Raw genomic sequence first — 13,037 nt, 5'->3', positions numbered from 1 at the left:
CCCGCCTAGGATGGGTCGCCATGACCCCTCGCTGGTGGGCCGTGCTCACGCTCGGCGTCCTCGCCGTGGCACTGCTCGCCGTCGCGCTGCTGGTGATCCCGTGGCAGCGCCCGCCCGCGCCGCGCGCCGACCAGGTCGACGCGCTCGCCACGCTGCCCCAGGACCGGGTGGCGCAGGCCCGTGAGTTCCGGTCCACGCTGCGCCCGGCCACCTGGGGCGGCCTGGCGCTGGGCCTGGTCGTGGCGCTGCTGCTCGGCCTGACCCCGCTCGGCGCCCGCCTGGTCGAGCTGTGCGGCCGCCCGTTCGACGGTCACTGGGTCGCGCAGGCGCTGCTCGGCGGCTTCGCCGTGGTCCTGGTCGCCGACGTGTTCACGCTGCCGATCGCGGCCTGGCGGCACACCGTGCTGGTCCGCTACGGCCTCTCCACCCAGGGCTGGGCCGGCTGGGCCGCCGACCTCGCGAGGTCGTACGCGGTGAGCGCCGTGATCGGCGGCCTGGTGCTGCTCGGCTTCTACGCGCTGACCCGGTTCGCGCCGCAGTGGTGGTGGGCGTTCGGCGCGGCCGGTGCGGCCACACTCGTCGTGCTGCTCTCGTTCGTGGTGCCGGTGCTGGTCGAGCCGGTCTTCAACCGGTTCACCCCGATGGCCGGCGGCCCGCTGCGCACCGAGCTGATGCAGCTCGCCGCGCGCGACGGTGTCCCGGTGCGGGAGGTGCTGGTCGCGGACGCATCCCGGCGTACCCGCGCGGTGAACGCGTACGTGTCCGGTCTCGGCCCGACCCGTCGCATCGTGGTCTACGACACGCTGCTCGAGGAGGCCACGCCCGGCGAGGTCACCTCCGTCGTCGCCCACGAGCTCGGTCACGCCAGGGACAACGACGTCCTGATCGGCACCGCGCTGGGCGCGCTCGGCACCGCCGCCGCGGTCGTCGCGCTCTACCTGCTCGGCGCGTGGACCGGCCTGCTCCGCGCGGCCGGTGCCGGTGACATCGGTGAGCCGCGCGCGATCGCGCTGGTGCTGGCCGTGGTCGCGGTCGCCGGCCTGGTCACGTCGCCGTTCCAGGCGTTCGTCAGCCGGCGCATCGAGGCCCGGGCGGACGCGCACGCGCTCGCGCTCACCGGCGACCCGGCCACGTTCGAGGCCATGCAGGCCCGGCTGTCCACGGTCAACCTCGGCGACCCGGACCCGCCACGCTGGGAATATCTCTACGGCGCCACCCATCCTTCCACCGTGGAGCGGATGGCCGCGGCCCGCGCGTACGCACGAGGGGAGCGCTGACCGCGTTGACCAGGACCCTGCTGATCACGAACGACTTCCCGCCCCGGCCGGGCGGCATCCAGTCGTTCGTGCACAATCTCGCGGTCCGCCAGCCGGCCGGCAGCGTGGTCGTCTACGCGTCCCGGTGGAAGGGCACGCCCGAGTTCGACGCCGCCCAGCCGTTCCCGGTGATCCGCGAGGACACGTCCGTGCTGCTGCCCACGCCCGCGGTCGCGCGCCGCGCCGCCGAGCTGGCCCGCGCGCACGACTGCGACACGGTCTGGTTCGGCGCGGCGGCACCGCTCGGCCTGCTCGCCGACGGGCTGCGCCGCCGGGCCGGGATCGGCCGCGCGGTCGCGCTGACCCACGGCCACGAGGTCGGCTGGGCCGCGCTGCCCGGCGCGCGGGGCCTGCTCCGCCGCATCGCCCGCGGCAACGACGTGATCACCTATCTGGGGGAGTACACCCGCACCCGGCTGAACCGCGCGTTGCACGGCCTCACCGACCTGCAGCGGCTCGCGCCCGGCGTCGACGTCGACGCCTACCACCCGGAGGCCGGCGGCGACGAGATCCGCGCCCGGCACGGGCTCACCGGCCGCCCGGTGCTGGTCTGCGTGTCCCGGCTGGTCGCGCGCAAGGGGCAGGACACGCTGATCCGCGCGTTCCCCGAGATCCGCCGCCGGGTGCCGGACGCGGCGCTGCTGCTGGTCGGCGGCGGGCCGTACCGGCCGGTGCTGGAACGGCTCGCCCGCGAGCACGGCGTCGCGCGGGACGTGGTCTTCACCGGCAGCGTGTCCTGGGCGGAGCTGCCCGCGCACTACGCGGCCGGTGACGTCTACGCCATGCCGTGCCGCACCCGCAACCGCGGGCTCGACGTGGAGGGCCTCGGCATCGTCTACCTGGAGGCGTCCGCCACCGGCCTGCCGGTCATCGCGGGTGACTCCGGGGGCGCGCCGGACGCGGTGCTCCAGGGCGAGACCGGCTACGTCGTGCCCGGCCTGGACGTCACCGCGCTGACCGAGCGCGCGGTCACGCTGCTGACCGACCGCGACCTCGCACGCCGGCTCGGCACCGCGGGCCGCGACTGGGTGGCGAAGGAGTGGCGCTGGGAGCAGCAGGCCGCCCGCCTGAGCGCACTGCTCGAACCCTAGAAACCCTCTCTTTCCCGCGTCCGGCGAGGTCACGTTCGGGCTGCTCGGAGCGGGCACCGGTGTCGCGGTGGCCGAGCGGGCTGCGTGAACGGGTAGGTGAGCGCCATGGCGCGACGCATGTCCATGTGTCGTACTGGTAAGCGTGGCGAGCGCCGATGACTCCGATGAGACCGAGCCGGAACTCGACGTCCCCTACTGGCTGAAGAGCAGCGCCGAGGCGGCCAGCGCCGGTTTCTGGCGCATGCTGCGCCGGCTGCCGAGCCTGCTCGCGCAGGCCTGGCGGCTGGCCTGGGAGAGCAGCCCGCGGATCACGCTGGCCGTGGTGTTCCTCCAGCTCGCCGGCGGCGCGGTCGGCGCGGTCGGGCTGGTCAGCGTGGTCGGCGTGCTGGACGGGCTGCTGGCGGCCGGCCCGACCCCGGAACGGGTCCGGGCCGCGATCCCGTCCGTGCTGGTGTTCGCGGGCGCGAGCGCGGCCCGCACGCTGCTGTCGTCCGCCGCCACGGCCGCGCACGGCCGGCTGTCGCCGCTGGTCAGCCGCGCCGCGGAGCTGCGCTTACTGGAGCTGACCACGCGCGCGGACCTGGCCGTGTTCGACGACGCGGCCTGGCGGGACACCATGTACCGGGCGCGGGACCGGGGCACGTTCGCGTCCCAGTCGCTGGTGGATCAGGCGATCACGCTCGGCACGAACGTGATCTCGCTGGTCGCCGCGGCCGGTGTGCTGGCCGTGCTGCACCCGGTGCTGCTGCCGCTGCTGGTGCTGGCCGTGGTGCCGACCGCGTGGGCCGCGGTCCGCTCGGCCCGGCTGGGCTACCGGCAGCGGCTGAGGCTGACCTCGCTCTACCGTCGCCGGTACATGCTGTCCGACCTGCTCGCCGACCGGGACGCGGCGCCGGAGCTGCGCGCGTTCACGCTGCGCGAGTTCCTGCTGGCCGAGGTGCGGCGGCTACTCGACGCGGAGACCCGGGCGCACATCCGGGTGATGGAACGGCAGGTGTGGACCACGCTCCTCGGCACCGCGCTCGGCGCCGCGGCCACCGGTGTCACGTACGCGGTGATGATCTGGCTGTTGATGACCGGCCGGATGGAGCTGGCGGTCGGTGGTGCCGCGGCCTACGCGATCGGCACCGGGATCGGCGCGCTCTCCCAGGTCGCGTTCACCGTCCGGCACCTCTACGAGGAGGGCCTGTACTTCGCGGACTACCAGGCGTTCTGCGCGCTGGCCCGGGAGCACGCGGAGCCGGAGCGCGCCCGGGCGGCGCCGCGCGGCTTCGAGGAATTGCGGCTGGAGAACGTGAGCTTCCGATACCCGGGCGCGGACAAGCTCGCGGTCGACCGCGTCAGCCTGACCGTCAAGCGCGGCCAGACGGTCGCGCTGGTCGGCGAGAACGGCTCCGGCAAGTCCACGCTGGCGAAGATCCTGGCCGGCCTCTACCGGCCGGAGAGCGGCACGGTGAGCTGGGACGGCGTGGTGCTCGACGACTACCGGACGGACAGCGTGCGGGAGGGAGTCGCGGTGGTGATGCAGGAGCCGACGCACTGGCCGCTGACCGCGCGGGAGAACATCACCATCGGACGGTACGACCGGCGGGCCGGCCCGGAGGACGTGGAGCGAGCCGCCCGGGCCGGTGACGCGCACGAGTTCATCGTCGAGCTGCCGCGGAAGTACGGGACGCTGCTGTCCCGGCACTTCACGGACGGCGTGGATCTGTCCGGCGGCCAGTGGCAGCGGCTCGCGGTGAGCCGCGCGTTCTTCCGCGACGCGTCGCTGCTGATCTGCGACGAGCCCACGGCGAACCTGGACGCGCGCGCGGAACACGACGTGTATCAGCGGCTGCGCGAGCTGGCCGAGGGGCGCACGGTCGTGCTGATCACCCACCGCCTGGCCAGCGTCCGCAACGCCGACCTGATCCTGGTCTTCGATCACGGCGCGCTGGCCGAGCAGGGCGACCACGACGAGCTGATGGCCCGCGCCGGCCGTTACGCGGAGCTGTTCACGCTGCAGGCGGAGGCGTACTCACGCCGCTCCTAGATGGTCGTCGATCGCGGAGGGCGGGCCGGGGTGGCCGAAGTGCCAGCCCTGCGCGGAGTCGCAGCCGATCGCGCGCAGCCGGGCGGCCTGACCGGCGGTCTCCACGTTCTCCGCGGTGACGGTCAGGTCCAGCGTGTGCGCCAGCGTCACCAGCGTCGCCATGATCTTCTCGTCGACCGGGGAGTCGCCGGTGCGCAGCCCCTCGACGAACGCGCCGGCCACCTTCAGCTCGCGCACCGGCAGGTGCCGCAGGTAGGCCAGGTTGGAGTAGCCGGTGCCGAAGTCGTCGATCGCCAGCCGGACGCCCATCGAGGCGAGCGCGTCGAGCACGCCGACGTCCACACCGGCCATCGCGTCGCTCTCGGTGATCTCCAGCTGCAACCGGTCCGGCGGTAGCCCGGTGCGCTCCAGGATCTCGGCCACCTCGGCGATCAGGCCGGGATCGCCGACCTGCCGGACGGCCAGGTTGACGCTGACGAACGGCGCGTCCGGGCTGGCGTCCAGCCAGCGGCGGGCCTGCGCGCACGCCTCGCCGAGCACCCAGGCGCCGAGCCGGACGATCAGCCCGGTCTCCTCGGCGAGCCCGACGAACCGGTCCGGCCGCAGCACGCCGAGGCTCGGGTGCCGCCACCGGACCAGCGCCTCCACGCCACGCAGCCGGCCGCCGTCCAGCGCGACCAGCGGCTGGTAGTCGACGAAGAACTCGCCGCGTTCCAGCGCGGCCGGCATCGACGCGGCCAGCGTGTACCGCGCGATCTCGGTGGCGTTGCGGTCCTCGTCGTAGAGCGCCCAGCGCCGCTTGCCGCTCTCCTTGGCCCAGTGCAGCGTGATGTCGGCCGCGCGCATCACGTCGCTGGGGGAGGAGCCGCCGGTCTCCCGTTCCACGATGCCGATGCTGGCGGAGACGGCCAGCCGCTGGCCGTCCACCTCGACCGGCTCGTTGATCGCGTTCAGCGCCGCGTCCGCGACCTTGACCGCGTCCTCGGTGCAGGTGGTGCCCTCGACCAGGATGACGAACTCGTCGCCGCCCAGCCGCGCCACCAGGTGCTCGGCGACGCTGCGCCGCAACCGCCGGGCCACCTCGACCAGCAGCAGGTCGCCGGCGTGATGGCCGAGCGAGTCGTTGACCATCTTGAAGCCGTCCAGGTCCACGAAGCAGACCGCCAGCCGTTGCGGCGCACCGGCGAACGCGGTGTGCAGCCGGTCGGTGAACAGCGCCCGGTTCGGCAGGCTGGTCAGCGAGTCGTGCGTGGCCTGGTGCCGGAACCGTGACTCGCTCTCCCGCAGCGCGGCCTCGGCCTCCTCCCGGGAGACCATCGCGGCCCGCCGTATCGACTCCTGCTCGTCCAGTGTGCGGTCGCGCAGGGCGCGGGCGTAGCCGGTCGCGACCGTGCCGAGCAGCCGGGCCAGCCGCCCGCCGGTGTCGGTCAGGCCGAGGTCGCGCACGAAGCGCTGTTCGAGGACCTCGACGGTACGGCCGAGCCCTTCCGCGGAGACCACGTGCGCGCGGACCAGCGCGCCGCCGACCCGGTAGCCGCGCCGCAGGCTGAACGGCTCGGCCAGCAGCGCGTCGCGCAGCTCCAGCGTGAGCGCGCAGAGGCGCTCCTCCAGCTCGCCCTGGCTCATCGGGATGTAACTCGTCCCGGAGATCGCCTTGGCCCAGGCGCGGGCGAACGCGGCGACCCCCCTGTCCGGCTCGGTCACGCGGGCCCCAGTCTGCCCACGCCGCCGAGGAAGACCACGCGCTCCGCGTCCTCGATGTCGTCCGTCGGGTCGGGGCGCCACAGCGGCACCCAGACCAGCCCCGGGTGGATCAGCTCGAAGCCGTCGAACCAGGGCAGCAGCGTGGCCCGGTCGCGCGCGCTCAGCGGGTTGTCGGTCTGCCGGTAGACCGCCTGGCCCTCGGCCCGCTCCTCGTCCGTGCGGCCCTCGTCGCTGGCCTGGGAGAGCACCAGGTAACTGCCGGGTGCGAGTGCGTCCCGGAGCCGGGCGATCAGGCCGGCGGGGTCGTCCGTGTCCGGGATGAAGTGGGTGACCGCGACGATCAGCACCGCGATCGGCGCGTCGAAGTCGAGCAGCGCGCGGATGCCCGGGTCGTGCACGATCCTCTCCGGCTCGCGCAGGTCGGCCTGGACGACCACGGTGCGGTCGTTGCCGGCCAGGATCTCCCGTGCGTGCGCCACCGCGATCGGGTCGATGTCCACGTAGGCCACCCGGGCACCGGCCGGCGCGATCTCGTGCACGTTGCCCACGGTCGGGATGCCGGAGCCGATGTCCAGGAACTGCCGCACGCCCTGGGCGGCCAGGTAGCGCACGGCGCGGCGCATGAACGCGCGGTTCGCCTGGGCCATCAGCGGCGCCTCGGGAACGGCCGCGATCATCGCCTGCGCGGCGGAGCGGTCCACCGCGAAGTTGTGCGACCCGCCGAGGTAGTAGTCGTACATCCGGGCGACGCTGGGCCGTTCGATGTCGATGGTCTCCGGTGCCCACTCGGGCCGATGCATGCACGCCCCTCAATGACGATGGCTGGGTCAAGGCCGCTGCTATTCTGCCCGTTCCGTGCCCGGCTATCCAGACCGTACGGAATATCCCTTCCAGCGAAGATCAACACGGTGCGCCCGGGGGCAGGTCGGCGCGGGTGAACACAAAGGACATCCACCGATCGGCTGAAAGGTGGCACCAAAAAGGCGAGCGCTCCTCATGGGAAAGGAGCGCCCGCCGGAAAGAGAATGGTCAGAACTTCGGTGCGTCCGGCGCCTCGAGAAGGCCGAGCCGGAGCGCGGTCATCAGTGCCTGGGCGCGATTTGCCGCGCCGAGCTTCTCGTACAGCTTGGAAATGTGCGTCTTGGCCGTGGACTCGCTGACGAACAGCTGCTTCGCGATGCCGGCGACGCTCATGCCGTCCGCCAGGAGGCGCAGCACCTGACCCTCGCGCGGAGACAGCTGTGGGCCGGACGGCGCGAGCCGCCGCTTCATCGCCTCGGCCAGATCGGCCGCGGTGAACGCGCTCGGCGCGGACGCGGCGTGCCGCGCGGCGGCCACCACCTCGTCGGCCGGTGCGGTCTTCGGCACGAACGCGGAGGCGCCCGCCTCCAGCGCGCCGAACAGCTGGTCGTCCCCCGCATACATGGTCAGGACCACGATGCCCATGGTGGAGCTGTTCTTCCGCAGTGCCCGGGTGGCCTCCAGGCCGCTGCCGTCCGGCAGGCGAAGATCCATGATCACCACGTCGGGCTGGAGCGCGCCGGCCTGACGGACCGCCTCGGCGGCCGTGGCGGCCTCACCGACCACCTCGAACTGCCGGTCGCGCTCGAATGCGTGCCGCAGTCCCTTTCGGATCAGGTCGTGATCGTCGACAAGAAGGACCTTGGTGCGCGTCGTCGGCGCAGGGCTGGTCGACATAGCTCGGTTTACTCCCCTTCTAATGCGTTGCCGCTATCGCGCACGCTATCGCGTCGGGGCGAGGCTCCGAGCACCACCGCCACCGTCGTTCCACTCGGATTCCGCGGCCTAATCTCCAGGCGGCCACGGATACGTTCCGCTCTCTCATTCATGATCGCAAGACCGTAACGGCCATCCGGTCGCTTATCCGCCATTCCCTGACCATCGTCCGTCACCTCGATGCGGGCGTAAGGGGGGTCCACCTCGCAGGTGACCCACAGGTTCGAGGCGCCGGCGTGCTTGCGCGCGTTCGTGATCGCCTCCTGCGCGATGCGCAGCAGCTCCGCCTCGGTCGCGGCCGGCAGCCGGGCCGTGGACTCGTCCAGCGTGTAGTGCACGCGCAGGCCCGCGGCCGAGCCGACGGTCCGCGCGTACTCCGCGATCGCACCGGCCAGGCCGCCGTGCCGGTCGACCTCGGAACGCAGCTCGAACAGGGACAACCGTAGCTCGGTGATCACGCGGGTGACCTCGCCGCGCAGCGTGCGCAGCTCCTCCGCGGTCTCCTTCGCGTCCTCCGGCAGCGTGGCCAGCGCATTGTCGATGCCGTAGCCGACCATCACCAGCTCCTGCGCGACGCCGTCGTGGATCTCCCGGGCCAGGCGCTGCCGCTCCTCGTTGGTGGCCAGCGAGCGCACCTCGTCGAACAGCAGCGCGGCCTCCAGCCGCAGCGCGGCCGGGCCGGTCACCGAGGTCACCTTCGCCACCACCGGCGCCGGGTACGCCAGGCTGGTGTTGCTCTCCACCACCACCAGCCCGATCGACCGCACGCCCGCGACCAGCGGCACCACCAGCGCGGACACCTCCGCGCCACGGTGCGAACGGGACTGCGAGCGGCTGGCCGTGGCCGGCTGCTGGCTGGCCCACGCGTCCGCGATCGCGGAGTCCGCGTCCAGCGTGGTCTCCCAGTCGACGCGCTCCATCGCGGATTGGGCCAGCACCACCAGCCGCCCGCCGCCGCTGGCGGTGAGCACCGCGGCGCGGTCCGCCGGTGCGACCGCGCGCAGCTCCTCCAGCAGGTGCTCCGCGATGCCGCCCGGGTCCAGCGTGGCACCGGGCAGCTGACGGGCGACGCTGCGCAGCTGGGTGAGCAGGCGCGTCGCCTCCGCGTACGGCTGGGGTTTCGTCTCCCGCACCAGCATCCATCGCCGCAGCGTGTCCGCCGCGAACGTGCCGAGCCCGCCCAGGATCAGCCACTGCGCGCACACCGCGAGGTACCCGATCTGCATGATCTGCGGGCCGCCCGACGTCATGGTGACCGCGCCGCTGGCCAGCAGCGTGCCCGCGGCCGCGCCGAGCAGCACCGCGCCCTCGCGGGACCGCCGTTGCAGCGCCGCGACCGTGAGCGGCACCGCCAGGTACGGCAGGATCACCTCGGCCCCGACGCCCAGCCCCAGGCTGCCGACCGCGCTGGCCGCCGCGGCCACGTCGCTGGCGGCCAGGCCGACCACGACCACCTCGGCGAACCGGGCGGCGGGCGCGAGGACCGGATGCCGGGGCGCGACCACGCCCGGGATGCTCAGGAACAGCAGGACCACGATCCACCAGAGGCGGTCCGGGTCCCGGGTCGCGATGAGCGTGAGCAGCGCGACGAGCGCCAGCATCACGAAGCGAGCCGCGACCGCCAACGGGTGCGGACGTGGTGCGACGGGGGGTGAGGCGGCCACTCCGGGATGCTATCGCCTGCCCGGAGTCCCGCCGTCACTTGGTGTAGATGGCAGCGATGTCGTCCGCGTACGTCTTGTGCACCACGTTGCGCTTGACCTTGAGCGACGGGGTCAGCTCGCCGGTCGCCTCGGTGAAGTCGCGGCCCAGGATCCGGAACACCTTGATGGCCTCCGCGCTGGACACGGCCTTGTTCGCCTCGTCCACCGCCTTCTGGATCTCGGCCCGCAGCGCCGGGTCGGCGGCCAGCGCGGCCACCGTGCTGTCGGCATCCCGACCGTTCGCCGCGAGCCAGCCCGGCCAGGCCTCCTCGTCGATCGTGATCAGCGCGGCGATGAACGGCTGCCGGTCGCCGACCAGCACGCTCTGGCTGACCAGCGGGTGCGCGCGGAGCCGGTCCTCGAGCACGGCCGGGGCGACGTTCTTGCCGCCCGCGGTCACGATGATCTCCTTCTTCCGGCCGGTGATCGTCAGGTAGCCGTCGTCGTCCAGCGCGCCCAGGTCGCCGGTGCGGAACCAGCCGTCCTCCAGCACCTCGCGGGACGCGTCCGGGTTGTTCCAGTACCCGCCGAACACGATGTCGCCCTGCACCAGGATCTCGCCGTCGTCCGCGATCCGGATCGTGACGCCGGGCAGCGGCCGCCCGACCGAGCCGATCCGGATCGCGCTCGGGATGTTCGCCGCCACGGCCGGCGACGTCTCGGTCAGGCCGTAGCCCTCCATCACCAGCACGCCGACGCCGCGGAAGAAGTGCGCCAGCCGGGCGCCGAGCGGCGCGCCGCCGGAGACCGCGTCCGTGCACCGGCCGCCCATCGCGGCGCGCAGCTTGCCGTAGACCAGCCGGTCGAACAGCGCGTGCCGGGCACGCAGCAGCAGGCCCGGGCCGCCGTTGTCGAGCGCCTCGCTGTACGCGATCGCGGTCGCCTCGGCGCGTGTGAAGATCGCGCCCTTGCCGCCGGCCTCCGCCTTCGTCTTCGCGCCGGTGTAGACCTTCTCGAACACGCGCGGCACGGAGAGCAGGAACGTCGGCTTCACCGCGGCCAGGTCGGGCAGCAGCGTGCGGGTGTCCGGCGAGTGCGCCAGCGTGGCCCGGGTGGTCACCACCGCGATCTGGATCAGCCGGGCGAACGCGTGCGCCAGCGGCAGGAACAGCAGCGTGCGGGACTCGCCCTTGAACATGTGGTCGAACGCGACCACCGCGTTCAGCACCTCGGCCAGCAGGTTGCGGTGGGTCAGCGAGCAGCCCTTCGGCCGCCCGGTGGTGCCGCTGGTGTAGATGATCGTGGCGACGTCCGCGGCGCGAGCGGCCCGGCGGCGCTCCTCGACCGCCTCCGCGCCGACCGGCTCGCCCGCGGCGGTCACCGTGGCCAGGCCGCCGGCGTCGATCTGCCACAGCTCGCGCAGGTCCGCCAGGTCCTCGCGCAGGCCGGACACGAGCAGCGCGTGCGCGTTCGTCTCGACGAACACGGCGACCGCGCCGGAGTCGGAGAGGATCCAGGAGACCTGCTCCGCGCTGGACGTCTCGTAGATCGGCACGGTGACCGCGCCGGCCGCCCAGATGGCGTAGTCGATCAGGGTCCACTCGTACCGCGTCCGGCTCATCAGGGCGACCCGGTCGCCGGGCTGGACACCGGCGCCGATCAGGCCCCGGGCCACCGCGACCACCTCGGCGTGGAACTCGGCCGCGGTCACCGGCGACCAGGTGGTGGCGTCGGTGCGGCGGAGGAACGACACGTTCTGCGGTGCGATGCGCGCGTTGTCCCAGATCGCATCGGTAAGGGTCGTGGTGTCGGCGATCGTGACGACCGGAGGGACGGAGAACTCGCGCACCTGACAGCTCCTCGGACTGTGGGGCCCCGTGTCACGGCCCTGATACAGCAGAAACGTACCGCCCGTGACGGTTCGCCGACACATCCGGTCCCCGTCGCCAACCCCCGCCGGGACTGTCGCACCCGCGCGGTAGCCTGCCCGCATGGCGGACTCCTCCACCCAGTCGATCGTTATCGCCGCGCCGGCCGAGCGTGTGGCCGAGGTCGTCTCCGACTTCGGCAGCTACCCCGAGTGGGCCGACGCGTTCAAGCAGGTCGAGGTCCTCGAGGAGTACGAGGACGGATATGCCAGCCAGGTCCGGTTCGTCATCGACGCGGGCGTGCTGGCCGACGAGTACACCCTGCAGTACGAGTACGCCGACGACCTGTCCCGCATCGAGTGGCACCTGGTCGCACCGTCGAAGATGCAGAAGGCACAGCGCGGCTCCTACGACATCACGCCGAACGCGGACGGCGGCACCACCGTGACGTACACGCTGGAGGTGGATCTGTCGATCACCACGATCGGCATGATCCGGCGCAAGGCGGAGAAGCGCATCATGGATACGGCGCTCAAGGAGCTCAAGCGGCGGGTGGAGAGCCTGCCGGCCGGCTGACACACCGCACAGGGGGCTTGATCATGGCGACTCCGGACCCGTCCGGCACCGGCTCGGCACGCGAGGAGGCGGAGCGCCTGGTCGCGGCCGTGCTCGCCCGCGCGTCGCAGGGCGCGAGCCAGGCCGCGTGGATGGCGCAGGGCGCGAAGTTCGCCGCCCGCGCCTCCGGCCACGAGACCACCGGTGCGGGCCTCGGCCTGCTCGGCGACGCGTTGCGCGGCGTCGCGAAGACCGCCTCCGGCTTCAGCGAGGACCTGCACAGACATTCCGAGGGTACGGCCGGCGCCCGCCCCGCGGCCCGGCCACCGCGGGAACCCGCCGGCCCCTCCGGCCCGGCCACGACCGCGGCAGCTCCTCGGGCCGACGCGCCCGGCACGCGGCCCGCCACGCCCGGCGACGGGCCTCAGGCCGACCCGGGATCGGCCACTGACCGGCCGGGCGACGACCACGACTCCCCGGCCGGCGACGGCCGCGCGTTCCCGGACGGCGGCCCGCGGGCGGACCGCGACTTCGTGCCCGGCGGCGTGCGGGACGGCCGCGGATTCTCGGCCGGCGACTCGCAGGGCGGTGCCGCGCACGCCGGGTGGGCCACCGGCAGCGCGGAGTGCTGCGTCTGCCCGGTCTGCCGCGCGATCACCATGGTCCGCAACCCCACGCCCGAGTTCGCCGAGCAGCTGGCCACCAGCGCGGGTGACCTCGCCGCCGGTGTCGCCGGCCTGCTCCGCGCGTTCTCCACCGCCGCGGCCGACCCCGCCACCTGGTCCGGCCCGGCCCGGTCCGCTGCCGCCGGTACCGCGACCCGCGCCAGCGCGGGGACCGCGGCGAAGTCCGGGGAGAAGGCGCCGCACGAGGACTCCGGCACCGGCTGGCCGGGGGAGGACCCGTGGTCCGCCGCGACCCGCGCCGCAGCCGCGGGCAACGGCGGTGGTGACCCCGGCAGCAGTGGCGCGCGGGGCACCGGCGATCATGAGCGGGAGTCCCGCGACGGCGTCTGACGGGATGACGCGGTCTCAACCCGGCGCGCCGCGCGTCGGCGGAGGATGGGGTCAGGTAGTGATCAAGCGGGCGCC

Annotated in this window: 10 protein-coding genes; 5 read left to right on the top strand and 5 right to left on the bottom strand. The window is 73.5% G+C overall.

Annotated features, from left to right (window positions below):
• The first annotated feature begins 20 nt into the window (after positions 1-20).
• The 3 genes from J2S42_RS12920 to J2S42_RS12910 all read left to right on the top strand — a co-directional run bounded on the left by J2S42_RS12920 (position 21) and on the right by J2S42_RS12910 (position 4,439).
• Complete coding sequence (locus J2S42_RS12920) at positions 21-1,277, top strand: M48 family metallopeptidase (RefSeq protein ID WP_307238894.1); 1,257 nt, start codon at positions 21-23, stop codon at positions 1,275-1,277.
• A 5-nt stretch (positions 1,278-1,282) separates the two neighbouring features.
• Positions 1,283-2,407, top strand: a complete 1,125-nt coding sequence (locus J2S42_RS12915; protein ID WP_307238892.1) for a glycosyltransferase family 4 protein — start codon at positions 1,283-1,285, stop codon at positions 2,405-2,407.
• 142 nt (positions 2,408-2,549) lie between these two features.
• Entirely contained in the window at positions 2,550-4,439 is a 1,890-nt protein-coding gene (locus tag J2S42_RS12910) for an ABC transporter ATP-binding protein (protein ID WP_307238890.1), read from the top strand.
• Here J2S42_RS12910 and J2S42_RS12905 read toward each other — a convergent pair.
• From J2S42_RS12905 to J2S42_RS12885, 5 genes are all read right to left on the bottom strand, one after another.
• The gene (locus tag J2S42_RS12905; RefSeq protein WP_307248727.1) at positions 4,425-6,065 is read right to left on the bottom strand and encodes a putative bifunctional diguanylate cyclase/phosphodiesterase; all 1,641 of its coding nucleotides are present in this window, start codon (positions 6,063-6,065) and stop codon (positions 4,425-4,427) included. The two genes, J2S42_RS12910 and J2S42_RS12905, sit on opposite strands and share 15 nt — an antisense overlap.
• 74 nt (positions 6,066-6,139) lie before the next feature.
• Positions 6,140-6,943, bottom strand: coding sequence for an SAM-dependent methyltransferase (locus tag J2S42_RS12900; RefSeq protein ID WP_307238888.1), 804 nt, complete (start codon positions 6,941-6,943; stop codon positions 6,140-6,142).
• Positions 6,944-7,172: 229 nt separating this feature from the next.
• Positions 7,173-7,841, bottom strand: coding sequence for a response regulator transcription factor (locus tag J2S42_RS12895; protein WP_033341223.1), 669 nt, complete (start codon positions 7,839-7,841; stop codon positions 7,173-7,175).
• A gap of 8 nt (positions 7,842-7,849) precedes the next feature.
• Positions 7,850-9,481, bottom strand: coding sequence for a sensor histidine kinase (locus J2S42_RS12890; RefSeq protein ID WP_370879387.1), 1,632 nt, complete (start codon positions 9,479-9,481; stop codon positions 7,850-7,852).
• A 97-nt stretch (positions 9,482-9,578) separates the two neighbouring features.
• On the bottom strand, positions 9,579-11,372 hold the full coding sequence (locus J2S42_RS12885) for an AMP-dependent synthetase/ligase (RefSeq protein WP_307238884.1): 1,794 nt from the start codon (positions 11,370-11,372) through the stop codon (positions 9,579-9,581).
• 142 nt (positions 11,373-11,514) lie between these two features.
• Here J2S42_RS12885 and J2S42_RS12880 point away from each other — a divergent pair, with 142 nt between their 5' ends.
• Together J2S42_RS12880 and J2S42_RS12875 are read left to right on the top strand one after the other, a co-directional pair.
• Entirely contained in the window at positions 11,515-11,967 is a 453-nt protein-coding gene (locus J2S42_RS12880; protein ID WP_307238882.1) for an SRPBCC family protein, read from the top strand.
• 23 nt (positions 11,968-11,990) lie between these two features.
• The gene (locus tag J2S42_RS12875) at positions 11,991-12,962 is read left to right on the top strand and encodes a hypothetical protein (RefSeq protein WP_307249319.1); all 972 of its coding nucleotides are present in this window, start codon (positions 11,991-11,993) and stop codon (positions 12,960-12,962) included.
• Positions 12,963-13,037 lie beyond the last annotated feature (75 nt).

This window comes from Catenuloplanes indicus (assembly GCF_030813715.1).
GTDB lineage: Bacteria > Actinomycetota > Actinomycetes > Mycobacteriales > Micromonosporaceae > Catenuloplanes > Catenuloplanes indicus.
Note: the sequence above shows the minus strand (reverse complement) of the source record. Positions and strands in the feature narration are given on the sequence as shown.